General features: G+C 38.5%; 26 protein-coding genes. 9 read left to right on the top strand and 17 right to left on the bottom strand.

Features of this window, described 5'->3' with window-relative positions; translation table 11 throughout:
* The first annotated feature begins 79 nt into the window (after nucleotides 1–79).
* Entirely contained in the window at nucleotides 80–1,999 is a 1,920-nt protein-coding gene (locus H5126_RS14590; RefSeq protein ID WP_024594785.1) for a methyl-accepting chemotaxis protein, read from the top strand.
* 94 nt (nucleotides 2,000–2,093) lie between these two features.
* On the opposite strand, the gene H5126_RS14585 is transcribed toward H5126_RS14590, so the two are convergent.
* Nucleotides 2,094–2,423: a GIY-YIG nuclease family protein gene (locus tag H5126_RS14585; RefSeq protein WP_004335709.1), complete on the bottom strand. Its 330-nt coding sequence runs from the start codon at nucleotides 2,421–2,423 to the stop codon at nucleotides 2,094–2,096.
* Nucleotides 2,424–2,530: 107 nt separating this feature from the next.
* Here H5126_RS14585 and H5126_RS14580 point away from each other — a divergent pair, with 107 nt between their 5' ends.
* Nucleotides 2,531–2,890 carry an outer membrane protein assembly factor BamE gene (locus H5126_RS14580; protein WP_004335706.1) on the top strand — a complete coding sequence of 120 codons (360 nt, stop codon included), beginning with the start codon at nucleotides 2,531–2,533 and terminating at the stop codon, nucleotides 2,888–2,890.
* 132 nt (nucleotides 2,891–3,022) lie between these two features.
* On the opposite strand, the gene H5126_RS14575 is transcribed toward H5126_RS14580, so the two are convergent.
* Both H5126_RS14575 and H5126_RS14570 read right to left on the bottom strand, forming a co-directional pair.
* Complete coding sequence (locus H5126_RS14575) at nucleotides 3,023–3,346, bottom strand: RnfH family protein (protein WP_138488725.1); 324 nt, start codon at nucleotides 3,344–3,346, stop codon at nucleotides 3,023–3,025.
* Complete coding sequence (locus H5126_RS14570) at nucleotides 3,343–3,783, bottom strand: type II toxin-antitoxin system RatA family toxin (protein WP_182715998.1); 441 nt, start codon at nucleotides 3,781–3,783, stop codon at nucleotides 3,343–3,345. Before H5126_RS14570 ends, H5126_RS14575 begins: the two co-directional genes overlap by 4 nt.
* A 146-nt stretch (nucleotides 3,784–3,929) precedes the next feature.
* Here H5126_RS14570 and smpB point away from each other — a divergent pair, with 146 nt between their 5' ends.
* Both smpB and H5126_RS14560 read left to right on the top strand, forming a co-directional pair.
* Nucleotides 3,930–4,409 (top strand): SsrA-binding protein SmpB, encoded by a 480-nt coding sequence (gene smpB, locus H5126_RS14565; RefSeq protein WP_004335699.1) that lies wholly within the window; start codon nucleotides 3,930–3,932, stop codon nucleotides 4,407–4,409.
* 426 nt (nucleotides 4,410–4,835) lie between these two features.
* The gene (locus tag H5126_RS14560; RefSeq protein ID WP_182695461.1) at nucleotides 4,836–7,427 is read left to right on the top strand and encodes a TonB-dependent receptor; all 2,592 of its coding nucleotides are present in this window, start codon (nucleotides 4,836–4,838) and stop codon (nucleotides 7,425–7,427) included.
* An 87-nt stretch (nucleotides 7,428–7,514) separates the two neighbouring features.
* On the opposite strand, the gene H5126_RS14555 is transcribed toward H5126_RS14560, so the two are convergent.
* Complete coding sequence (locus tag H5126_RS14555) at nucleotides 7,515–8,120, bottom strand: peroxiredoxin (RefSeq protein WP_007378637.1); 606 nt, start codon at nucleotides 8,118–8,120, stop codon at nucleotides 7,515–7,517.
* A gap of 362 nt (nucleotides 8,121–8,482) precedes the next feature.
* Complete coding sequence (fadR, locus tag H5126_RS14550; RefSeq protein ID WP_004335692.1) at nucleotides 8,483–9,196, bottom strand: fatty acid metabolism transcriptional regulator FadR; 714 nt, start codon at nucleotides 9,194–9,196, stop codon at nucleotides 8,483–8,485.
* 530 nt (nucleotides 9,197–9,726) lie between these two features.
* On the opposite strand from fadR, the gene dsbB reads away from it, so the two are divergent.
* Both dsbB and H5126_RS14540 read left to right on the top strand, forming a co-directional pair.
* Entirely contained in the window at nucleotides 9,727–10,245 is a 519-nt protein-coding gene (dsbB, locus tag H5126_RS14545; RefSeq protein ID WP_024595347.1) for a disulfide bond formation protein DsbB, read from the top strand.
* 1 nt (nucleotide 10,246) lies between these two features.
* The gene (locus tag H5126_RS14540) at nucleotides 10,247–10,549 is read left to right on the top strand and encodes a DUF6170 family protein (RefSeq protein ID WP_024595348.1); all 303 of its coding nucleotides are present in this window, start codon (nucleotides 10,247–10,249) and stop codon (nucleotides 10,547–10,549) included.
* A gap of 24 nt (nucleotides 10,550–10,573) precedes the next feature.
* On the opposite strand, the gene H5126_RS14535 is transcribed toward H5126_RS14540, so the two are convergent.
* Nucleotides 10,574–10,870, bottom strand: coding sequence for a helix-hairpin-helix domain-containing protein (locus tag H5126_RS14535; protein WP_024595349.1), 297 nt, complete (start codon nucleotides 10,868–10,870; stop codon nucleotides 10,574–10,576).
* A 314-nt stretch (nucleotides 10,871–11,184) separates the two neighbouring features.
* On the opposite strand from H5126_RS14535, the gene H5126_RS14530 reads away from it, so the two are divergent.
* Nucleotides 11,185–11,502 (top strand): YebG family protein, encoded by a 318-nt coding sequence (locus H5126_RS14530; RefSeq protein ID WP_004335683.1) that lies wholly within the window; start codon nucleotides 11,185–11,187, stop codon nucleotides 11,500–11,502.
* A gap of 272 nt (nucleotides 11,503–11,774) precedes the next feature.
* Here the strand turns inward: H5126_RS14530 and putP are convergent, their stop codons facing one another.
* Entirely contained in the window at nucleotides 11,775–13,253 is a 1,479-nt protein-coding gene (gene putP / locus H5126_RS14525; RefSeq protein WP_149602304.1) for a sodium/proline symporter PutP, read from the bottom strand.
* 331 nt (nucleotides 13,254–13,584) lie between these two features.
* On the opposite strand from putP, the gene H5126_RS14520 reads away from it, so the two are divergent.
* Nucleotides 13,585–14,811: an EAL and HDOD domain-containing protein gene (locus tag H5126_RS14520; RefSeq protein ID WP_182672318.1), complete on the top strand. Its 1,227-nt coding sequence runs from the start codon at nucleotides 13,585–13,587 to the stop codon at nucleotides 14,809–14,811.
* 145 nt (nucleotides 14,812–14,956) lie between these two features.
* On the opposite strand, the gene H5126_RS14515 is transcribed toward H5126_RS14520, so the two are convergent.
* From H5126_RS14515 to ccmA, 10 genes are read right to left on the bottom strand one after another with little or no spacing between them, the layout of a single operon-like run.
* Entirely contained in the window at nucleotides 14,957–15,688 is a 732-nt protein-coding gene (locus H5126_RS14515; RefSeq protein ID WP_002959276.1) for a VacJ family lipoprotein, read from the bottom strand.
* A gap of 9 nt (nucleotides 15,689–15,697) precedes the next feature.
* On the bottom strand, nucleotides 15,698–16,951 hold the full coding sequence (gene ccmI, locus H5126_RS14510; RefSeq protein WP_182721441.1) for a c-type cytochrome biogenesis protein CcmI: 1,254 nt from the start codon (nucleotides 16,949–16,951) through the stop codon (nucleotides 15,698–15,700).
* Nucleotides 16,952–17,413: a cytochrome c-type biogenesis protein gene (locus H5126_RS14505; RefSeq protein WP_002959280.1), complete on the bottom strand. Its 462-nt coding sequence runs from the start codon at nucleotides 17,411–17,413 to the stop codon at nucleotides 16,952–16,954.
* A complete protein-coding gene (locus H5126_RS14500; protein WP_002959281.1) occupies nucleotides 17,413–17,982 on the bottom strand; it encodes a redoxin family protein in 570 nt (189 codons plus the stop codon). Before H5126_RS14500 ends, H5126_RS14505 begins: the two co-directional genes overlap by 1 nt.
* Entirely contained in the window at nucleotides 17,979–19,949 is a 1,971-nt protein-coding gene (locus H5126_RS14495; RefSeq protein WP_182721442.1) for a heme lyase CcmF/NrfE family subunit, read from the bottom strand. Before H5126_RS14495 ends, H5126_RS14500 begins: the two co-directional genes overlap by 4 nt.
* A gap of 2 nt (nucleotides 19,950–19,951) precedes the next feature.
* Nucleotides 19,952–20,431 (bottom strand): cytochrome c maturation protein CcmE, encoded by a 480-nt coding sequence (ccmE, locus tag H5126_RS14490; protein ID WP_002959283.1) that lies wholly within the window; start codon nucleotides 20,429–20,431, stop codon nucleotides 19,952–19,954.
* Nucleotides 20,428–20,631 (bottom strand): heme exporter protein CcmD, encoded by a 204-nt coding sequence (ccmD, locus tag H5126_RS14485; protein WP_002959284.1) that lies wholly within the window; start codon nucleotides 20,629–20,631, stop codon nucleotides 20,428–20,430. The genes ccmE and ccmD overlap by 4 nt, the downstream gene beginning before the upstream one ends.
* A 2-nt stretch (nucleotides 20,632–20,633) precedes the next feature.
* Entirely contained in the window at nucleotides 20,634–21,371 is a 738-nt protein-coding gene (locus H5126_RS14480; protein WP_002959285.1) for a heme ABC transporter permease, read from the bottom strand.
* Nucleotides 21,371–22,057, bottom strand: a complete 687-nt coding sequence (ccmB, locus tag H5126_RS14475; protein ID WP_002959286.1) for a heme exporter protein CcmB — start codon at nucleotides 22,055–22,057, stop codon at nucleotides 21,371–21,373. Before ccmB ends, H5126_RS14480 begins: the two co-directional genes overlap by 1 nt.
* Nucleotides 22,057–22,677, bottom strand: coding sequence for a cytochrome c biogenesis heme-transporting ATPase CcmA (ccmA, locus tag H5126_RS14470; RefSeq protein WP_152609331.1), 621 nt, complete (start codon nucleotides 22,675–22,677; stop codon nucleotides 22,057–22,059). Before ccmA ends, ccmB begins: the two co-directional genes overlap by 1 nt.
* Nucleotides 22,678–22,780: 103 nt before the next feature.
* Between ccmA and H5126_RS14465 the strand changes: the two genes are divergently transcribed.
* On the top strand, nucleotides 22,781–25,234 hold the full coding sequence (locus H5126_RS14465; RefSeq protein ID WP_182721443.1) for a flagellar hook-length control protein FliK: 2,454 nt from the start codon (nucleotides 22,781–22,783) through the stop codon (nucleotides 25,232–25,234).
* Nucleotide 25,235 lies beyond the last annotated feature (1 nt).

Below are 25,235 nucleotides of genomic sequence, written 5' to 3'. Positions count from 1 at the left end.
TCACAGTAGGCAATATCTAGCTCTAAATAAATAATGTGCTAGTATAGTCCTCTACTCAGTTGTAAAATTAATTAATATCATGACGATACAAAACCTTTCTATTACTCAAAAAATCACAGCTTTAGGCAGTGTTATTGCTATATGCGTAGCGGCACTGATTGGCTTGACCTCTTTATACAGCTCTAAAGACATAATTGAGCAACGTATGATCGAGTCAGAGCTACCTAGTAAACTGCAAACAATCAGTAATCATATAGGCGGTGAAATTAATGAGTTACTTGGTGCTGCTCAGCAACTATCATCAAACGAATTTGTTTTACAGTGGGCTCAGTCTAGTAATCAAGACGACACCTTATTATTAAAAGAATTAAATCGTGTTGCCCAGCAATACGATTTAGCAACAGCATCTTGGGCAAATAGAGACACTGCACAGTACTGGAACCAGAATGGGTTTTTGCGTGTGTTAAAAAATGATGCAGCCGATGGCTGGTTCTTTGCTTTTAAGCAATCAAAACAACCTTATTCTATCAGTATTTATCAAGAGTCAGCCAATGATGTAAAAATGTTTGTAAACCATCAGCAGGCTAATGGTACTGGTTTAGCAGGTCTTGCAAAAAGCATCACTGATATGCAAAAGCTATTACAGCAATTTAAAATTGAGCAAACAGGTTTTGTATTTATTGCAGATAAAAATGGATTAATTCAACTTCATAAAGATGCCAATAAAGTAGCAAAAGCAAATATTGACGATTTATATACTGCAAATATTCACAGCCAACTATTTAATAGTAATGGCTTTGCACTAGAAGAAATTAGCTTAAATGGCGAACCTACTCTTATAGCTGCAACCCCAATTAAAAACACTGACTTATATGTTGTAGCTCAAGTACCAAAAAGTGAAGTATTCGCAAGTGTAAACACCCTACAATGGCAAATATTTACTTTTACAGTAATTACCGCGTTAGTTGCTAGCTTGATTAGTTACTTACTTGCTCGCTCTCTTTCATCTCCACTTTCTAAAATGGCTGAGTTATTTTCACGCTTAGGCTCTGGCGATGCAAACTTAGCGTACCGCTTACCAGAATCAAGCCAACCAGAGCTCAACAATTTAAGTAATGGCTTTAACCAGTTTATAAATAAAATAGAAACAGCGATTACTCAAGTTGCCAGTGAAAGCCACGATATTCGCCAAAGTTCTGATCATGTATTTGAACAGGCAAAACGAAACTCGCAAGCAATTGATAATCAAAAAGAGCAAACAATATCTGTCGCAGCAGCTATCAACGAAATGGGCGCTACAGTGCAAGAAATAGCACAAAGCGCAGCGAATACAGCTAAGTTAACCGATAACAGCCGTGAGAACACCATTCAAAGCCATAAACAAGTATTACAAAGCCAGGCAACTATCTCAGCCCTAGCTAGCGATATTGATGGCATAACAGAGCAAGTTACTTTGCTTTCTAAAAAAACGGTTGATATAGCAAGTATTGTGGATTCAATTAGAGGGATATCGGATCAGACTAATCTACTTGCTTTAAACGCGGCAATTGAATCTGCTCGCGCAGGTGAGCACGGCCGAGGCTTTGCTGTTGTTGCTGATGAAGTACGCGCTCTGGCAAACCGTACATCGCAATCAACCACCGAAATTCAATCTATGATTGAAGAGCTTACAAGAATATCTGATGATGTAGTTAACGATATTAGCCAATCAAAAGATAAAGCGCAGCAAAGCGTTGGAGCCATGCAAAGCTCAGTAGAATTACTCGATGCGATAGCCGAAACAGCTAATCAAATAAACGATATGGCTACGCTTATTGCAACTGCAACTGAGCAGCAAAGTAATGTGGTTGCTGATGTAGGTCGTAACATAGAGCAAATAAGTGAAATTAGCGATAAAGCAATGAGCGAGCAAATCAATACAGAGCAAGCTATTCGTGACTTGGCAAACAGCGCTCAAACACTCGATGCACTTGTCGCTACCTTTGAAAAACATCGCTAAGCAGCTATAACGGCTATATTTCCTTTGTGAGCAAAAGCTATATTAAAAGCTAGCTTTTGCCCACAGCGAATACGGTTTAATCTAAGTAAATTAACTAAATGATTTTAGTGTCGCCGGTATTAAATGCTAAAACGTATGCTTCTTTTTTGGCTCTAGAAAGCTTTTTTAATTGATACTCAAGTTTACTTGCTTCACTTTTATTACCAACTTGTTGTTGATGGATAAGTAAAAGCGGCCCTTTCCCTCTAAGGTTTTTGGCCCCTTTGCCGGCTTGATGAGTTGCAAAGCGTTTTTCAACATTAGTCGTGATCCCTGTGTACCAATGACCAAATCGTGTCTCAACTATATATAAAAACCAAGTAGACTCCGTTTTTAAAATATTCGTTTCGATGTGCTGTAAACTTTTTTCATTATTAATGGTCAAAACATTACCTTAACGCCCTTAACATAAAACAATTGCTTAAAAGGGTTTTACCTTCAGTGACTAATCGGTATCATGCAGATTATAAAAAATAAGGATCACAACTAACAATGCAGTCGTTAAAAACTTTTTCTCTTTGGCTTATCGTTGCTTTAACACTTAGCTCAGCAGCAGGTTGCTCTAGCTGGGTATACCGAATTAACATCCCACAAGGCAACTTTTTAGAGCAATCGGATGTTGAAAAACTTCGTGTAAATATGACTCGAGAGCAAGTTGTTTACGTATTAGGCAGACCTATTGCCGAAGACGCCTTTGATAACAATACTTGGCGTTATATTTACAGCTTCAATAAAGGCCGTAAAAACGAGCAAAATAAAGAGTTAGTAATTAACTTTGAAAATGAAAAGTTAGTTTCAATTTCAGGTGATTATGACCAACCTGAAAACTTTACTACACCGCTCGAGCAATAAATTTCTCAAGTGGTAAAAAAAGGTGAGCATGGCTCACCTTTTTTATTGGTTTATTTAAAAGCTTTTACCATTTTAAACAACGTCAGCGTGTGATTTAATCCGTTAAATTTTCCACGTTTATACCGATTTTCGTTACTTTTCGAGTGGGCGGCCACCCGTTATTTTATTTGCACGCCCTTCTTCTTTAGCTTTTTCTGCACGCTTTCTACGCGCATCTTTAGGATCTGCAATTAATGGACGATATATTTCTATACGGTCACCGTCTTTTAACTCATAGTTAGCTTTTACAGTTCGATTCCACACACCTAAAGTTAGCGATGTAGCATCTATCTCAGGGCACTTTTGTATAATACCTGACTGAATAACAGCTTGCTCGACTGTAGTCCCTAGTGGCACTTCAATTGATAAACACGTGGCCGTGGTTGGTAATGCAAATACCACCTCAACATTAATCATGCTCTCGCTCCATAAACCTGTTTTGCACGTTGAGTAAATGCACTCACCATATTTTTTGCAACATCGTTAAAAATCTTACCAAAGGCAAGCTCTATTAACTTACTTGAAAATTCAAATTCTAGTTGCAAGTGAACTTTACATGCTTTGGCGTCAAGCTCTTGAAAGTGCCAACGTCCTTTTAACATCTTAAATGGTCCATCAACAAGGCTTAGTAACACTGTTTGCTCATCAACAAAGGTGTTTTCGGTGGTAAACCACTTTTTTATACCCGCCTTGGATATTTCTAAACTCGCGGTCATGTTATTATCATGCTGTGAAACAATTTTTGAGTCTGAGCAATTTGGTAAAAACTGCGAATAAGCTTCTACATCATTAACTAGATCAAACATCTCTTTAGTGCTGTACATAACCAGCGCACTTTTTTCTATTTGTGGCATACTCACTCCCAACTGTGTGGGCGAATTTTAGCAAGCTTTGCGCGTTTCCCCAAATTTTCATGCTGCTTAAATTAAAGCTTAATTTTTAAAAGCATTATTAAAAAATCGATGTAAAACATCTCACATTACGTATATTATAGGGCACTATGGCTAAGAAAAATTCATCAAAATCGACAAGTAATACCATCGCGCTAAACAAAAAAGCGCGACATGAGTATTTTTTACACGATAAGTTTGAAGCAGGTGTTGAACTACAAGGCTGGGAAGTAAAAAGTATCCGAGCAGGTAAGGTAAACATCACCGAAACTTATATTCATCTTAAAAATGGCGAAGCATTTTTGCTTGGCGCGCAAATCCAGCCACTTAATAGTGCATCAACCCATGTAATTTGCGATCCGTTGCGTTATCGTAAGTTACTATTAAGCAGACGCGAACTTGACCGTCTACTCGGTGCAACAGAGCGAGATGGCTATTCATTAATAGCTACAGCTATGTACTGGAAAAAATGTTGGGTAAAACTTGAATTTCATCTAGCAAAAGGTAAAAAGTTGCACGATAAACGTGACGACGGGAAAAATAAAGATTGGTCTCGCGAAAAAGAACGTTTAATGAAACACAAAGTATAAACACAGCGCCTAACTAACAAGTTAGGCGTTTTTTTTATTAAAAAACCAACTATTATTTGTTTTATTAATATACAACAAGATTACTATTCATTCAGAATATACATGTAAATAATTTATTACAATTTTATTGTGAATTAATTAATTTAATTATTACTCGCATTTAGGCTGTATTTGTTATTTCCAAAATAAAGCATATGCGCCTATTTCAACCTTCTTCAGCGCATAACATCTGTTTTAAAATCATCCAAAAACACACAAAAAACCATACTAAAATCACATTTCAGTCTAATTGCTAACACTTAAGTTACATGATATTAATGTCGTCGCTTGTTATATCAATCCGCTTAAATATGGGATTTATTTAACAATTTAAAAAGGATTGGTATAGAGCAACTAAATTTATAACATATCAACAAGGACTTAAGGATGAAGCAATCAACTGCATTTACACCTAGCTTAATTGCAGGTGCTACAATCGCACTTTCAGCAGGTTTTACAACAACAACTTACGCTGCTGAAGAAGCTAAAAAAGTAGAGCGCATTGAAGTAACTGGCTCACGAATCAAACGTTCAGATATCGAAGGACCTTCTCCGGTTCAATCAATCGCAAGAGCTGATATTGAGAACATGGGTTATGACAACCTACAACAACTCCTCGAAAGAATGCCTGTAGCGGGTAGCGGTACTTTCTCAACACGTGGTAACAACCAAGATTCAACTGCAAATGGGTCTGCTGCTGTTAGTTTACGTGGCTTAGGTGCTGATGCTACGCTCGTACTAATCAATGGCCGTCGTGTATCTATTAGTGCATTTGCCGAAGGTATCACAAACTCATTTGTAGATATTAACAGTATCCCAGTTTCTGCCATTGAGCGAATCGATATACTAAAAGATGGTGCTTCAGCTATCTACGGCTCAGACGCAGTGGCGGGTGTTGTAAACGTTATCTTGAAAAAAGACATTGACGGTGTTGAAGTTAATTTGGGCTACGGTGGTACTGATGGTCCCAATTATGAAGAAACAACAGCAAGTTTAGTATGGGGTACTACTAGCGAGAAAAGTAGCGCGTCAGTTATTATCGATTACTTCAAAAATACATCTCTTTCTTCTGATGAAATGGGCAGCTTAGGTACAGCAAATCAATCACCTTATGGTGGTGAAGATTTTCGCTCATCTCGTGGCTTCCCTGGATATTTTTATGTAGACGGTGTTAAAACAATTGATCCGGCTTGTCCTGCTGAAAATGCAACTTCAAGCGGCAGTTGTTTATTTGATTACGGCCCTTACGGTTATATCGCACCAGCGTCTGAACGCGTGGGTGCTATTTCTCAATTTGAATATAACTTTGATAATGGCATTACGGGCTTTTTAGAAATGGCAGTACAGCACAATACGTCTGTTGCGGCCGGAGCCCCTACTCCACTTGATGAAGATGCAGGCTTAACTGTCCCAGCTAGCCACCCTAACAATCCATTTGGTGAAGACATTCAAATTGGTCGTTACCGTACAGTTGATGCTGGCGCACGCCAATGGGATATTGAATCAGATACTCTTCGCTTTGTTGCAGGGCTTAGAGGTGAGTTTAATGACTGGAGTTGGGAAACCGCTGTACAAAAAGGCCGAAGTAAATCTCTTCAAACAGGTGATAGAACACAAGGTTGGGTGCGTACTGATTTCTTACAACAAGAAATTGATGCAGGAAACTACAATCCATTTGGTGGCACATACAACGACCCTGCTGTAATTGATCGTATTACAACAAGCTTAGTGCGTCGTGGTGAGTCTCACATGACTTCCTTTGATGCAAATATTACAGGCGAAGCATTTAGTTTTGGCGATGATGTAGTAATGATGGCTGCAGGTATTGAGTACCGTGAAGAAGACGTTAATGACATTCCTGATGATCAATTTCAACGTGGTTTAATATTTGGCACAGAGTCTGTATCTGCATCTGCAGATCGTGAACAATACGCTGCCTATGTCGAGTTTTCTATCCCTCTTGCTGATAATTTAGAGCTACAACTTGCTGGCCGTTACGATGACTACAGTGACTTCGGTACAACAACAAACCCTAAAGTAGCTCTTCGCTGGGCGCCTACTGATGAAATCACAGTGCGTGGCTCTTGGGCACAAGGCTTTAGAGCGCCTTCCTTGGCACAAGTTGGTTTGGGTCCATCTCAAGAAAGCCAATTCTTTGTAGATACATACCGATGTGAAGCAACGGGCCTTGATTGTGATGCACTTGATTACAACATTGAATTTGCTGGTAACCCTGACCTTGAAGCTGAAGAATCAGAATCATGGAATGTCGGCTTTATTTGGGCGCCTTCTGCTGAGTTTGGTTTAAGTGTCGATGTGTGGAGCATCACTCAAGATAACAAAATTGATGAGCAAGAGTTTGGTCCAATTTATAACTCTGAGTGTAATAACCAAGATAGTACTGTATGTGTGCGCTTAACACCTACAGGTGGCGATAGCTTAGGAACAATTCAAAAAATTTACAGCACATTTGAAAACGTTTCTTCGCAAGAAGTATCTGGGGTCGATGTTTCAGCTAACTACAATCACTCACTTGATGACTTAGGTTTATTGAAATTTAATTTAGAATGGGCATACCAAGATAAATTTGAAAAAGATGGCCGCGATTACACCGGTGAGTATGGCTATCCAGAGCACCGCTGGATTTTCTCTACAAACTGGGAAATTGGCGAGTTTAATACAAACGTAAACATCAGTTATGTAGGTGAGTTTGAAGATACCCCAGATATTGATTTTGACGGTAATTTAGACTTTGATAGCAATACATCACGTATGATTGATTCGCAAACATTGGTAGATTTACAAACATCTTATCGTGTTACTGACTCAACTAAAGTATCGCTAGGTGTAAATAACTTATTTGATGAAGAGCCACCATTTGCAATTGGTGATGGCGACGCTGATCTATACGGTTATGCCTCAGGTGTACACAACCCTAGAGGCCGATACTTCTACACTAAAGTTAGTTTCTCGTTTTAACTTTGCGAGCTTATTTTAAAGTGAGCTAACGCTACAAATAAAAAAACCGCCAATTGGCGGTTTTTTTATTTAAAACTAAGGGCTAAATTATAGCTCGCCTTCGTTTTCAGATAAGAACTTAGCAACGCCTTCAGGGCTTGCGTCCATACCTTTTTTACCTTCAGTCCAACCAGCAGGACATACTTCACCGTGCTCAGTGTGGAACGCTAGCGCGTCAACCATGCGAAGCATTTCGTCGATGTTACGACCTAGTGGTAAATCGTTCACTACTTGGTGACGTACGTTACCTTCTTCATCAATTAAGAAAGAACCACGGAACGCAACACCCGCTTCTGGATGCTCAACGTCGTATGCTTTACAAATTTCGTGTTTAACATCTGCAACTAGTGCGTATTGAACTTTACCAATACCGCCGTCTGCAACAGCAGTGTTACGCCATGCGTTATGTGAGAATTGTGAATCGATAGAAACACCAATTACTTCTACGCCACGCTTTTGAAACTCTTCAAAACGCTTATCAAATGCAATAAGTTCAGAAGGACATACAAACGTGAAATCTAGTGGGTAAAAGAAGATAACTGCTTTTTTACCTTTAATTGTTTCATGAAGGTTATAGCTATCTACAATTTCACCGTTACCAAGAACAGCTGCAGCGGTAAAGTCTGGTGCCTGGCGGCCTACTAATACACCCATTTTATTCTCCAAATATTTTGAGTTTGTTTTCAATTGCTTTCGCAATGCTGGTACTTATATGGGCGCTAAAAATTAAAAACCAATAGCGCATACATATAATTAATTGGCATTCTAAAGTTATTCACTGCAAAAGGACAATCGCATTTAACGATGTGAGCAATCGAAAATAACGAACACTTGCAACTTGCACTAATATACTTAAATAATAGGTCTATTTTAAAGTGTAAGTTGCGTTGTAACTAAGTAGAAATTTTAAAAATATCGAAGTGGTTTATACATTAAACTTTTTAGAATTTCATATACGGTGGCGCTAAATTTTACCGATATAAAAAAACCTGCAAATGCAGGTTTCTCGCTTAGACTTAGTCCATTATATCTGAGGGCATATCACCACGGATTTTTTGCCAAATCTCACCCGTTTGATGACCATATTTACGCATCATAGAAATAGCACCATCATGCTCTTTATTTTCTGCCAAAATGGTTAAATCTTTATAAAACTGACGAGCAAGTTCACGAGTTCCGGCATCAGAGAAGTAATGACAACCAATCTTTGAATAAAAACCTCTAAAGCCATTAAGTATTAATACATAAATACGGTTATTACCCGCAACGGCTAATTCGTGATGCACTTTATAATCATAGTCAGCAAATGCTTGAGCGGTGTCTTCTAGCTCATGGCTTTGTGATAAAATTTCAATCACGCGTTCAGGATTTAACTTAATTGCAGCACGTGTATAAATAGCACTAATATTAGTACGTGCAGATAAAAGCTGATCTGTCAGCTCTGGCATCTTGTCTTCATCTAAGCGCGCTAATGTTTCAAGAATGTTTAAGCCAGACGTTTCCCAAAAGTTATTTACTTTTGTAGGTTTACCATGCTGAATTGTTAGCCAACCATCACGCGCTAAACGCTGTAATACTTCTCTCAAGGTTGTTCTTGTAACACCAATTAACTCTGAAAGTTCTCGCTCGGCAGGTAAAATTGAACCTGGAGGGAAATCGCCGTTCCAAATGGACTCAACTATATATTCTTCAGCAAATCCTGCTGGGCTTTTCGCTTTAAAAATTCTCATCCAGTTCCCACTCGAATTAATCAACACTCATCGTTTTACACGAATAACTGACTGATTGTACCAGACGAAGCACAACTAACAAGTAAAGTAATATATATTAATAAAGCAAATGGTTAGAAATTTAAAATTAATAAATAATTAAATTTGGGTTTCTCTAATTTAGCTACAATGCATGAATATCTAGAGTAATATTCATTGTAGGTACATTGTTATTATGGAGATATTTTTATTTACGCAGCGCCTGAGCTTAATTAACTTATCCCGCACTTGCCATAAGAAAAAGTACAAAAAAGTGCAACCATAAAAAATTCTTTAGATGATGCATCACCTTAGTATAAGTAAGCAATATAACTGAGCTTATGTATCGATGGGAAAATAATAGAACGTCATTCAACCTTTGCTAAGGCTGAATTGAGTAGTCATTAATTTCATCTTATAAAAAGCGACTTCGGTAGCTTTTTTTTCCTTTTTGTTGCTGCATACTTTATCCTACGTCATAATCTAACGTCCTATTAAAACGCGGAATTTTTATGAACTGGCTTGCACAATTACCTACCCAACGAACCCCGTGGCTTTTATTTACAGCTATCGTTTTTTTACTTGAAGTTACCGCTCTTTTCTTTCAATACAAAATGGGGTTAGCGCCTTGCATAATGTGTATATATCAACGCACTGCAGTATTGGGGTTATTGGGCGCAGGGATTGTAGGCTCAAGTAAACCACAAAGTAAAACTGTGCGTATGATAGCGTATGTTATTTGGGGAATATCGAGTGTTTGGGGATACTTAATTGCTCGCGAACATATTGATATGCAGACCACCACAGACCCTTTTGCATTTAGCTGCGAGTTTGAACCAAATTTCCCATCATTTATGCCACTACATGAATGGATACCTAGCTTTTTTCAAGCTACCGGGGATTGTGGAAATATAGATTGGCAGTTTGTTGGCATGAGCATGCCTGCTTGGATGGAAGTGATATTTGGGATTTTCTCACTAACGCTATTTATTATAATTATTGCCCGTTTATCAATTAAAAAGTCGATTTGATATGTTTACATTTTTTTCAAGCCAATTAGACCAGCTTAAGCATTTAAAAGTACGCCAGCGTCAAGACGTAATTGCGCTTGCATTAAGTCAGCTATCGCCAACTGATAAAGTTCTATTGCGTATTATAAAACTGCTATTACTTAGCCCACTATTTTTAATATTCACTGTATTTAAAGGTTGGATATTAATACCATTTTTGATACTTGGCGGATTGTGCTATCCACTATTAACTACACCTATTGAGATTAACTTTGCTAAAAAGCACTTAAGCGATGCACTAAAACAATTTAATCAGGGCGCCTAGCACCCTGATTACTATTTAGAAATATTAAAGTGTAAGTTTCCCCTCTAATTTAGCTAAAAGTTTTTTGCCAATCCCTTTAACTTGCGATAAATCACTAACGCTTTTAAATTCGCCATTTTCTTCACGATAATCCACAATTGCCTGCGCTTTTTTCTTACCTATACCAGGTAACTTAGCAAGCATCTCTGCATCAGCATTATTTATACTAATTGTCTCAGCTTGAGGCATTTGCTTAGTTACTTCTGATAATTGTGCATACGCGGTAGTCGCGGGTAGTAAACATAATAAACTTATGATGAGTAAATTTTTTAACGTTTTCATTAAACTTGCCCTTATTCTTCTTTTCTTAATTTTGAGTATTGCTCAGGAAATCAATAAATAAGGAACTGTAAAGTTCATCACTTAAAGTGTACCTAAACGCATTATCACTATGATCCGAAATCCTGAAAATGCAGCTGGTACAACAAAGTGATTGCTTAACTAAAGTAAAGTTACCGTTTTTTGTCAAATTTAAGACACCTAAAAATTAATACTTCGCGCTTGCAAATTTACTTACAAACCATTACTGTACATAAAAACAGTAATCTAATGGTTTTTTAAAAACCACGGTGCCAAGCAATTTTGCAGGAGAAATCATGGCTGTTGTTGTTAAATATGTTGTAGAACGAAACGGAGTCGAGCGTATGACGTTTACTACCAAAAAAGAAGCGGATGCTTATGACAAGATGCTCGATATAGCAGAATCACTTGAGCTGATGCTAGAAAAGGTAGACGTACCGCTTAGTGAGCAACAAATTGAATCACTTGCTTTAGAAATAGCGAAAAGCAAAGATGATTTTATGACCATATTGAAAGGTGGCAAAGATCCAGCTGTTACCAAAGCGCCAGCAAAAAGTAAAAAGTCAGATAACGTTGCATCAATTGAAGATAACAACGATAAAAAAGTAAGTTAATTCATAGAATGTTCCCTCCTCGGACGGGACAAACTAAATAAAAAAGGGAGCAACTAAGTTGCTCCCTTTTTTATTATACCAATTCGCTTAATTAAGTGATCTCTTTGAGGGTGGAAAACGTGTTGATAGCTAGGCAAAAATTCGATATTTAGTTGTTCTAAATGAGAATTTTTTAACGCCGGTAGCAACACGTTTAGCCCCGCAAAATGATTAAGTATTATTGCGGATTGGTATTAATTACTACTCATTTTAAAATAAATAGTAATTGCTAATTAAAGCTCTTTTTCTACTTCATCAAATAAAGCAGTGATGTTTTGCTCAGGCTCTTTTGTTACTAAGCTAACAACAACAATTGCAATACTCGCTAAAATAAAGCCCGGTACTATTTCGTACATAAAGCTACTTAAGCTTTCACCATTGATAGTAAATGGTCCATATATCCAAATTAGCACAGTAAATGCGCCTACTAACATACCAGCTAACGCACCAGCAAAGTTCATGCGTTTCCAATAAAGGCTAAACAATACAAGTGGTCCAAACGCAGCACCAAAGCCAGCCCACGCATTACTTACTAGGTCTAAAATAGAGCTATCTCTGTCGTAAGCTAAATAAATAGCGAACATAGCAACTACGGCAACACTAATACGGCCAACAGCAACTAGCTCTTTATCACTGGCATCTTTACGTAAGAATGTTTTATAGAAATCTTCTGTTAATGAACTTGAACTAACCAATAATTGAGATGAGATAGTACTCATAATCGCAGCCAAAATTGCAGCAAGTAAAAAGCCAGCAATAAGTGGGTGGAACAGCAACTCAGAAAGAATTAAGAAAATTGTTTCAGGGTCTTCAACTACAATGTTGTTCTCATAAGTATAAGCTGCACCAAATATACCAGTACCAACAGCACCAATGGCAGCAACAATCATCCATGTCATACCAATACGGCGTGCTTTAGGCATATCTTTAACACTACGTACCGACATAAAACGAACAATGATATGTGGTTGGCCAAAATAACCTAAACCCCAAGCCATTGCAGAAATAATACCTAATGCAGAACCTGCACCAATCCAGTTAAGCATATCTGGATTTACGCTATGTAAAGTTGATTCTAAAGGTTGTTCAAGCAAAGAGTATGCAACCGTTGGTACTAGAATAAGTGCAATGAACATAATACAACCTTGCACAAAGTCAGTTAAGCTTACAGCTAAAAAACCACCAAACAAGGTATATAAAACAACTACGCCCGTTGTAATGTATAAACCCATTTCATAAGTTAAACCAAACGAGCTTTCAAACAATTTACCACCAGCGACAACACCAGATGAAGTATAAAGAGTAAAGAAAACAATAATTACCACAGCTGATACAACACGTAATAGGTTGGATTTATCATTGAAGCGATTTGAAAAGTAGTCTGGGATGGTTATAGAGTCATTTGCTTTTTCAGTGTAAACACGTAATCTCGGTGCAACTAACAGATAATTTAACCAAGCACCAATCACCAAGCCAATTGCTATCCATGTACTACTAAAACCAGTAACAAACATCGCACCAGGTAGGCCCATTAAAATCCAGCCACTCATATCAGATGCACCTGCAGACAGTGCAGCTACACTTGGAGATAGATTTCGTCCACCTAACATGTAACCAGATACATCGTCAGTAGATTGCTTATATGCATATAGTCCGATACCTAACATTACAATAAAATATAATGCTAGTGAAATAATCATTCCTGTTTCCAAATTAGCCTCCGCATAATTATTAATAATAGGCTTTAATCCAAATAATGACTCTTAAAATTTTATAGTTAAGACACTATTGGGGTAAAAACCATTCTCGCTGACTATATCATGCTTGATAATAAAATCTCCAACTTGTTGCCCTCACCTGATACAAAAATACTCATGTTGAATAATTTTAAAGCGAATTGGTGAAATATAATAAATTAAATACTAGAAAGACCTTAATTTTTAATGATAATTTATTAATCTAGCAAATATACGTAATGCTATTTTGAGTCTTTTGCCATATATTATTACAATAACTAATTAGATTACTCTTACGGAACTGTTTATGTATTTTTACGCTGCACGCCAACCTATTTTAGACAGAGATAAAAAGCTCATAGGATATGAACTTTTATTTCGCGATGGCGTTGATAACGTATTTCCCGATATAGACGGTGACGAGGCAACTACACGACTAATTGAAGGTAGTCAGTTTAATTTCGGCTTAGAAGATTTAACCGACAATAAACCCGCCTATATAAATTTCACCCTAGAAACGCTATCAAAGGGCTACCCAACACTACTGGGCAAAGATACTGTAGTTGTAGAAATCCTTGAAACTGTGCAACCTGGGAAGCGATTATTAGCCATAGTGAAAGATCTAAAAGATAAAGGTTACACTATTGCTCTTGATGACTATATTCATCAGCCTGTTTGGCGCCACTTTTATCCATTTATTGATATTATTAAAATAGACTTTTTAGCATCTGATATAGATACAATAAAAACGGTTCTTAATGATTTAAAACTGCACTCGCATATTAAGTTACTTGCCGAAAAAGTAGAAACCTATGAAATTTACCAACAAGCTCTAGAGCTTGGTTTTGATTATTTCCAAGGATTTTTCTTCTCCAAACCGGAAATGGTACAAAGTAAGGCTCTACCGCCTTCAGAAATGGCATTAGCTGAATTACTTTACGAAACATCAAGCGTTGATATGGATCTTAAAAAAATCACTGATGTGTTTGAGCGTGATGTAAACCTATCTTACAAATTACTTAGGTACTCAAATTCTGCTGCCTTTGCAAGGCGTGCTGAAATAAGTACCATTAAGCAAGCCCTTATAGTGCTTGGTGCTAACGAAATTAAAAAACTATTATCATTATTATTTGCAGCACAAGTATCAGCAGATAAACCTGTAGAGCTAATTAGGCTATCGCTTACGCGCGCTCGTTTTGGTGAGTTACTCGCTATATCCCATGGACAATTTAAAGATACCGGCATGGCATTTTTAACCGGTATGATGTCTCTTATGGATGCTATTTTAGATGAGAGTATGGAAAGCGTTATGAAAAAGCTTCCACTTTCGAATGACATAAAAGCAGCCTTATTAAACGATGAAGGCTTGCTGGCAAAATATTTAAACTTAGTTAAGTATTATGAACAAGCTAACTGGTCAGCCGCAAACGAATTAACGAAAGAGCTAAACCTAGGTGAAAAAGTTCCTGATGCCTATCATGAAGCACTGACTTGGGTTAATGAGCAAATGCAGTTAGTAGTTAACGAAAAATAAGTAACCCGAACTCTGGTTAAGGTATTTACTAATATATTGAATTATAATGATATCTAAGTTTATTTTTCTCTAGCCAAAGTTCAGATTATATAAACAGTCAATAAAAACGCCAGCATTTAGCTGGCGTTTTTATCATTGGCTTCAATTATAAACTTTCTAAAAAGTCTTCATCAAAATCAGCTGGCTCTTCTTTTATAGGTGGGTTGCCATCGTACAGCTCATAAATTTGACGCTGGAAGTAAATATCTTTTACAAATAAGTACGGATCAAGTGAATCATTTAATAGCCCTTCTTGTGGTATTAAAGATGCACGCGCCTCAACTGCTTTTAAAACAAATACTAAAATAGTTTGTGGAGTCGTTAGCGCAACTTCAGGTAATACAAAGTTATCGACTACATCACCGGTCAGGTTACGTGCTGTTGTTGGCCCCATACCTGGTAGCATTAAATAGGCGCCATCACCTACGCCCCATACACCCAACGTTTGTCCAAAGTCTTCATCGACTATTTCAAGACCTAGTGAGCTTGCAACATCAAAGATACCAAACAGACCGACAGTAGAGTTAACTAAAAAGCGTGCTAAGCTCACACTTGCATTACCCGGTTTACCTTGCAAACCCGCATTGATCATATCTACAGGTGCGGTGATATTACCTGTAAAATTAACAATACCGTTTCTTACCGGTACAGGCGTTACTTCAACATAACCTACAGCAACTGGGCGCAATAAATAAGCATCCAGTACATCCATATTAAAGTCATATAATGGACGATTAATACTTTGCAGCGGATCTCTGTCATCTACTTTGCTTTGAGGTACTTGAGCACAGCCGGCTAGTATCAATAAACATAAAAAAGTAAAACTGTGTTTTAACATCTAACGTCCTTAAGGTATTAATGTATCAATTTGAAGTTGGTAGTCACTTACACTTTCACGCTTTAACGCCTGTGAATGACCTTCTAGCTCACCAGAGCTTGGCATAACAGAGTCATCGATAGAAATACGCGCCGAAATAATAATATTTTCTGCACTAGATAAGTTAAGCCCTGCAACCATTGCACTACTATCACTCAACTCAACTGTAATTGGAAATGAATATTTAGTCAGCTTAACAGCAGCTAATGGCATAGGTGAGCCAGTTGCAGCTTTTGCAAATATAAACAAAATACCGTCTTTTGGCTGTTTATCAATAAGCTCTTTTGCAATGTCGACTGTAACTGCAATAGCACCCGTTGTAGTAGTAACTGGCATAACTGAGCCTTCACTTTGCATTTGCTGCTCAATATCAGCAATACGTTCTGAGATCATGTTATAACGTGAATCATTTTTTTCCATGCTCGCCAATAAAACTTCAAATGCAGTTTTAGCTTGCGGCCAATCTTTACGCTCATACGCTATCAGCGCTAGTAACGAAATAGCATCTAAATTAGTAGGCTCAACGTTTAGCACTTTTGAAAGCATACCTGCCGCGCGAGTCATATTAGCTTCGCTACCTTCAAGTAATAAAACCTGACTGTAACTAATAAGAACCTGCATATTATCAGGGTTCATACGTAGTGCTTTATCAAATGACTGCTGCGCCATGTCAAATTCATTAAGCGACATAGCCACTCGACCAAGTAGCATCCAAGCAACTTCATCATCGCCAGAGTGGCTAAGTTTAGTACGAAGCGCCAATGCAAAAGCCTGCAGCTCATTTTGACTAAGCGGCTCACCTTTTTGCATTACAGCACGCTCGCCATAATCAGCTAAATTATCCATTGCGTCATGCCAAGCCGAAATTTGCTGCTGACTGCCTGTAAAACTATAAAAAATCCCTGTAAGTGCAAGAACAAATGCACCGCCTGTTAAAGCAAAAATACGGTTATTACCTTTGCTGTTAAGTGATTTCTCTGGTGATAGCTCGTTCAATAAGCGACGTTTTAATTCAACAATTGATTCTGCGTGGTTTACGCTATCAATGCGTTGATTATCTAAATCAGTTTGCAAATCGACTAAACGCTGCTCATAAATACTAATTAATTCAGCATTGGCGTTATGAGTAATCGTTTGAACACGCTCTTTTTTTAAAAAAGGTATCATAACAAAGCTAAGAGCAACCAGTGTGAGTAAGGCAAAACACGCCCACATTAAAATCATTTAGCTTTGCTCCTGACGTTTATTTTGTTCAATTAGCTTCGCTAGCAGCATTTCATCGTCGCTGCTCCATGTTTGTTTTACTGATGCTTTTCGTTGGCGAATAACAATAAAACCAAAGCCAACAATTACAATTAATACAGGTAGTACCCACAGCACTAAAGTCGCTGGTGTAACAGGTGGGTCGTAATGAACAAAATAGCCAAAGCGGTCAATCATATAATCAATCACTTCGTCTTTGCTTTTACCTTCTTTAACCAATACGAGCACTTTATCGCGCAAGTCTTTAGCAACAACAGCGTCGGAGTCCGCAATGTTTTGATTTTGACACTTAGGGCAACGTAGCTCTTTGGTTAACTCTTCAAACAATATTGCTTGTTTGTTGTTATCAAATTGATAGCGATCTTGCTGTGCAAACGCACCCATGCTTACAAAAAGGCTAAGCGTAAGTAGTAACCACTTCATTATTTAAGCTCCTGCATAATTGGCGCAAATTTAGCTCGCCATACTCGCGGATTTATATCACCGGTGTGATGCAACAAAATAGTGCCGTTTTTATCAACTAAAAATGTCTCAGGCGCACCCGATACACCTAAATCCAACGACAAAGTACGGTGTAAATCTAAAATATTAAATTGGTAAGGGTCACCTGCACGTTGCAGCATATCAGTGACTTCGCTGCGAAGTGATTGCATATCAAACGGGCCATCAAAATCAGCGTCGTAACCTTGTACGTAATATAGTCCAATAATTTTAACGCCTTGCTCACGTAACTTAGTTAAATAACCAAGCTCGACTAAACATGTTGGGCACCACGTACCCCATACATTTAATAAGTAAACTTCACCTTTTAACGACTCGTTAGTCCACTGCTTATTGTCTTGCATTAAATCAGGTAAATTAAATGCTGGCATTTCTTGACCTAACCGCCCTGTTTGAATTTCACGAGGGTTGGCAAAAAGACCTTGGTATAAAAATACACACACAAAAGCAAACACTAAAAGCGGAGCAATAGCTAAAATTTTACGGTTCATAAAACACTCTCCGGAACATCTTTACGGGCTGTTTTAGCTGATGTACGGTAACGTTTATCAAACAAAATCATGAAACCTGCTAATGACATAAGCACGCCACCAATCCATATCCAGCGTACAAATGGTTTATGATAAATGCGAAGTGACCATGCATCACCACTTAATTGCTCACCTAATGCTAAATATAAATCACGTTTAAAACCGGCATCTATTGCCGCCTCAGTCATAAACTGCATACCAATGTCATATTTACGTTTTTCGGCGTGTAAACGTGTTACTAGCTCATTATTTTTAAGCACAGATACAACGCCCGCATGACCGCTGTAGTTTGGCCCACGAATAGTTTTAACGCCATCAAAGCGATATTCATACTCATTAAGCTGTGCTATTTCACCCGGTTTCATCGATACATCACGCTCTACTGAATAAGCCGAGGTAAGTGTTACGCCCGCAATAATAAATGCAATACCAATATGCCCAAGTACCATAGCCCAGTAACTTACAGTAAAGCGTTTTAAGCCTTCTTTTAAGCTCCCGTGCACAGCTGCTTTGGTGTAAATATCAATCCCTGTTGATATTGCAATCCAAACCGCCAGTGTTGTCGCTAATAACGTAAGTGGTTTTACTAAATCGTAACTTGAGAATAACCAAGCGCAGGTAATCACAACACTTGCTAATACGCCCATTATTATTTTGTTTTGCAAAAAAGCCCACTTGTTTTGCTTCCAACGTAAAAGTGGTCCGATCCCCATCAAAATAGCAAACGGTACTAAAATTATTGCAAACATCTTATTAAAAAACGGTTCGCCAATAGAAATGCTACCTAAGCCCATTTCTTTATGAACCATTGGCAACAATGTACCTAACATAACAATTAATGTAGCAACAACTAAAAATATATTATTGAGCCATAAGGCCACTTCGCGCGATACCAGCTTGTATCGTCCTTCACTGTGAACTTGTGACACACGCATTGCATATAACGCCAAGCCACCACCGACAACGATGCCTAAAAAGGCGAGTATAAATAAGCCTCTATCGGGGTCTGTAGCAAACGCATGTACCGATACAATAATACCCGAGCGTACAATAAACGTACCTAGCAAACTTAAAGAGAATGCTGCAATTGCGAGTAATACGGTCCATGATTTAAATATACCGCGCTTTTCTGTCACACTTAATGAATGCAGTAATGCGGTTGCAACAAGCCAAGGCATAAGCGCTGCGTTTTCTACTGGATCCCAAAACCACCAGCCGCCCCAGCCTAGTTCTGAATACGCCCACCAGCTACCAATAGTAAGACCTAAACCTAAGAACCCCCATGCTGTCATCGTCCACGGGCGTGACCATTTAGCCCATGTGTTATCAAGTTTACCTGTTAACAATGCAGCTATAGCAAAAGAGAAAGCAACCGACAGCCCCACATAACCCATGTACAGTAATGGTGGATGAATAATCATACCTGGATCTTGAAGCAGCGGATTCAAGTCACGCCCTTCTACCGGAAAATAAGGAAGTAGGCGCTCAAACGGGCTTGAAAGCAGTAAGGTGTACATCATAAAACCTACACCTAAAAAGCCAAGTACACCCAGTACGCGAGCACGTAATACCCAAGGTAATGATTTAGAACGCGCTGCTACAGCAGCAGTCCAACCCGCTTGCATTACTAACCATAATAAAATAGCACCTTCATGACCGCCCCACGTAGAGGTGATTTTATAGTACCAAGGCAGCGTACTACTTGAATGATACGCTACGTAAGATACGGTAAAGTCGTCTGTTAAACTTGCATAAATAAGTGCAGCAAAAGAGATTAGTACAAAAGCAAACTGGCCTATTGCTAAAGATGGAGCCGCACGCATTAACCGAAGATTACCAGTATGCGCGCCCCAAAGAGGAAAAATACACAGTAAAACGCTTAGCACCATGGCAAGCGTTAAAGAAAAATAACCAATTTCTGGGATCATAGCTAATTACCACTATCTAAGTTGTATTTTGGTTTTTCGTGCTTAATACCTTTAACTGCCTCTGCAACTTCTGCTGGCATATATTCTTCGTCATGCTTTGCAAGCACTTCAAATGCTTCAATAACATTAGGCTCGACTAATACGCCCTGCGCTACAATGCCTTGCCCCTCACGAAACAAGTCTGGCAATATGCCTTGATAACGCACAGTCACTAATGGGCCTGTATCTATTAGCTTAAAGCTTACTTGTAAGCTTTGTTCATTACGCTCAACCGTGCCTGGCACAACCATGCCGCCAATACGTAACTTTTGACCTATATGTGGTTTTTCTTTGTTAGGGCCTTTGCCATCAATTAATTCGCTTGGCGTATAAAAAAGATTAATATTTTCTTGCAGTGCATAAAGCACTAAACCAATTGACCCACCAATACCAAACAGTACGGCAATGATTACCAATAGGCGCTTTTTACGTCTTGGATTCATGAGATTTGTTCCTGCTTAGCTTTTTTAATTCGCGCTTCACGTATTATTTGTTGCTCCACTGAAGCCATAATACGTTTGGTGTCTCTCAAAGAGTTCACTAAAATACCGAGTAAAATAAGTGCGCATGTACCAAAAGAAAGCCAGACATAAAATCCATAACCTCCCATTGCAATAAAATCAGAAAAAGAGTCAAACTGCATAATTACCCCTTATTTAACAACGAGCGAACCCACGGTCGGTGCTTTTCTCGTTGCAAAATTTCATTTTTAAGACGAATTAAAGTCACTGTTCCAACAAAAGCAGCAAAGGCTAAAATATTAACCATAAGAGGCCAAAACATACTTGGATCTATTGCTTTTGTATCTAGCTTTGTAATGCTTGCACCTTGGTGTAACGTATTCCACCACTCAACAGAGTAATGAATAATAGGTAAATTAATTACGCCAACAATTGCTAAAATAGAAGCCGCACGCCCTGCTGACTTCTTATCTTCAAATGCATGGTAAAGCGAAAGCACGCCAAGATATAAAAATAATAAAATAAGTTCAGACGTTAAACGCGCATCCCATACCCACCAAGCACCCCACATAGGTTTACCCCATGCAGCGCCAGTAATAAGCGCTATAGCAGTAATACATGCACCAACAGGCGCAATAGCAATAACAGCAAGCTCGGCATTTCGTAGCTGCCATACAAGTGCAACGATAGCGGCAATCGCCATTGATGAGTAAGCCCCCATAGATAAAATGGCAGAAGGCACATGAATAAAGATGATACGGTAGCTGTCTTTTTGTTGGTAATCGGCAGGTGCAAAACCAAGCCCCCATACCCATCCAACAATCATACTAACTACGGTAACTACGGCAAAATATGGCAGTAACGTATTGCATAACTGGTATGCACGCTCTGCTTTAGCATAGGGATGTAACCACTTCCACATTAACTTACACTCACTTTTAAAGCTGACGATATGGCAATTGGTGCGCTTATAATAGCAATAAGTAACATTGCACCAAGGATGGCAAGCTGCCCACTATAATCCAGTGACATTGTACTGGTATCGATAGCCGACGTTGCAAAAATCAAAACAGGAATATACAAAGGCAGTACGAGTAAACTCATCAAAATACCCCCTTTTTGTAACCCCACAGTAAGCCCTGCGCCTATTGCGCCAATAAAGCTCAATAATGGTGTGCCTAATAATAATGTTAAAACGGTTGCTGTTAACGCCGTACTTTCTAGGTTTAACAACAATGCAAATAGCGGAGTCATTAATACAAGCGGTAAACCTGTCACCACCCAATGAGCAGCCACTTTAGCAAGTACGGTTAGCGATAATGGATAAGAGGATGCAATTAACTGCTCCAACGAGCCATCGTTAAAATCATCCCTAAACAACTTATCTAAACCCAACATGGTAGAGAGTAATGCGGCAACCCAAATAATACCTGGCGCCATTCTCGCAAGTAGACCGGGCTCAGGCCCTATTGCTAACGGAAATAATGAAATTACAATTAAGAAGAATAAAATAGGATTTACAATTTCGGCGCGCTGGCGAAACGCAAGTTTTACATCTTTGGTAAATACCGCACTAAATAGCAACCAATAAGAGTGTTGACGAGTCATTAGTGGCGATACTCCAGTGTAACCGTTTGTAAGTTACTAAAGTGGGTCGTTAAGTCTTGGTGGGTCGTTAATAAAATGGCACCACCGCTTTGTAAGTGTTCAGTAAATCGCTGCTGTAAAAAGGCGACACCGCTTTTATCAAGCGCGGTAAATGGCTCATCAAGTACCCATAATTTAGCATCACTTAACCAAAGCCTAACAAGCGCTACACGTCGTTGTTGTCCAGCAGATAGCATTCTAACGGGTACATCTTCAAGTCCAACAAGGCCAAGTTGCGCTAAAATAGGATATAAATCAGGCTCATTTATGTAGCCATTAATTTGTAACCAGTGGCGAACATTTTCAACTGCACTAAGCTGAGTACTTACACCTGTTTTATGCCCTATAAAAAGCAGCTCTCTGGCATACTCTTCATAGTACTTAGATATAGGTTGATCTTGGAACAGAACAGACCCTTCATCAGGCACAGAAAAGCCAGCAATAATACGCAGTAGCGATGTTTTACCAGCCCCATTAGGACCCGCTAATTGCATGATTTGACCGCTATTAAGGCTAAAATTAAGATCCGCAAACAAACAACGATCTTGCTTGATGCAGGTGACGGACTTAATGTGTAACAAGATGACGATTCTCTCTGCCAAAAATTAGGCGTTAGTCTACCATAATGATAGGGTAATACGAATATTGCTTTATAATCGATTAACAAAAACTTGATTTAAAATAATGAATACACCAACGCAAATAACATTATCTAACTCATTGGTTATCAATCAATCTGCTCACAGCCAGACCAATGAGTTACCACAGTTACCTAGTGAGGTACTTGCGGCTAAAAACATCCAATTTTCGAAAGACTCGATTACGCTTGATGTATTTATTGATAAGCATTGGCAAACATTAAGGCTTGGCACTACAAGCGCACCACAAAACCTGCAAAAAATAGTCAGTGCTAACATACAGATCAGCCCTGATGGTAAGCAGCTCAACATCTCGCCAAACAGTACAACCCTTACTTTAAATCAGCCAGTACAATTGCAGCGCTTGTTAAATTATGTAAGCACGGGCACTGAGGTACAAAGCCAACCAATGGATGTTCAAGTTGCTGTATCCCCGTCTCCCAAGTTAGTTATTGATAAACTCAACGCAAGTATTGCCATAAATAAAGACGTAGCCCAGTTACTTACAACTGAACAGCCTTTAAAAGTAGTTGTTAGTACGACTAATAAAGGCGCACAGATTAATATTATTAACCGCTTTGCTGATACGGTTCACTCGCAACCACTTAGCCAAACTAAACTTACTAATTTACTCGCGGCCTTATTACCCAGTGCGCAGCTTCAAGTAACACCAAAACTGGCTATTTTAACTCATCCTCAAAAGTCAGGTTCATTTACAACACCTATTACTAATCAACAACTTGCCGAGCTACCTAATACACCTATTAAAGTAAATTTAGTGAACCAGGCAGATAAATTATTTATTAAAACCGATACAAACAATATAAAAGTAACGCTTAACAACTCATTCTCAAAACCATTTAACGAGTTACTTTTAGCGCAAAAAAGCAATGCACCTGAAGTAGCCGTTTCTGCGAGTAATATTAAAGTAAATCCATTATTGACCCTAAATAGTCCAATAAAATCGTGGCTACAAAATAGTTTTAGTGATTTAAAAACGCGAATTAATGATGCGGTTAAATATTTTGAAAATAAGCCTTTTGCTACAATAAGTAAATCTGAGTTAACGCAGCTATCAACTTCGCCCGCGCAACAAAAAACGTCTTTAGCTATACAACTGAGTGAATCACCGCTAATTAGAGTTAACATTACTCAAAGTGTGAGTACTGCGTTAAATAACAATACGAGCAATATTTTGCCAGAGCACTTTTCAAGGCTCCCGCCGATTGTACAATTAACGCAACTAGTAAAAGGAAGTGTTAGTGTTTGGCAAACATCTGCAAACACAGCAGCAACGTACACGCCAATAACAAATAATTCTACTCCAGGTGAAGTGGCGAGCGCTAAGCCAAGTGATTTAAAAACAAGCCAATTAAGCTCCCTTATTACTAGTGAAAACAGTAAATCGAACACCTTGCTTAACCCTACCAATGAAGTAGTCACTAAGGGACTTACCACCTCCTCAGCACAGCTTGCAATAAACGATAATAATCAAAACAACACTAGCACAGTGAACACTAAAAGCATTACCTTGTTAACTGAGCCGTTATCTAATGCGCCCTCTCGTAGTCAAATGCTACAACCAATAGAAGCAAAACTATTAAGTACATTATTAAAGCTTCCTGATGCCACAACCCCTACAGATAGGTTGGCTTACAATAAACAACTTTTAAGCAGTCAAATTACTGATATTACAAATAAGGCAACAAAAGACACCCCTGATTTAACTCGCTTAATTAATCAAGCATTTAACCGTATGGTTTCAAGTAATAACATAAACCCTGCAACCATACAGCGTGAGATACTTGCTACTTTACAGCCCACTCAACTAGCGGGTGATATGCTGCAAAGTAGTTTCACTAAAGGGCTTGAGCAGGTGGCTGTGAGTATTTTAGCTGCGCCTCTGATTAGCCAATCAGTAACGCCTATCAGTTTTAATAATCAAACTGGCTTAGATGCTCTCTTACAAGTACTTATACCTACTTTTAAAATGGGTAACACGGGAGCAAAAATGCTTGAACAGCTTCAACAAGCTCAAGTACAAGCTTTGGCCAGCGAAATCGTACACGTTAAAAACACACTTACCCAAGTGAGTGTCTCAACACCAAATCAACAGCCAGACACAAACCCGCTTGCACAATTTTTATTACCGATGAGATTACCTCCAGAAGCAGCCCAAACAGAAATAACACTTGGACAGTATAAAAAGCCAAGCGCCGGTAAATTAGAAGATAAAAATGTATGGTTTGTCAGATTAAACTTTGATTATGCCCAACTTGGGCAGCTACAAATTACTGCAGAGTTAATGGATAAAGCACTCGATTGCCAGCTATTAGCCTCGAGCCAAGAAGTAAGTGCAATTGCTCACCCTCACTTAGATAATTTAAGATCAAAACTAGCTAAACATGGCTTACAAGTTGGCGAGCTCAATTTAAGGCGAGGCGATGCCAACAATCAGGCATTCTATAAATCTCACGCAATTATTAATATTAAGGTTTAGC

The organism is Pseudoalteromonas sp. SG45-3 (assembly GCF_014164075.1).
GTDB lineage: Bacteria > Pseudomonadota > Gammaproteobacteria > Enterobacterales > Alteromonadaceae > Pseudoalteromonas > Pseudoalteromonas distincta.
Note: the sequence above shows the minus strand (reverse complement) of the source record. Positions and strands in the feature narration are given on the sequence as shown.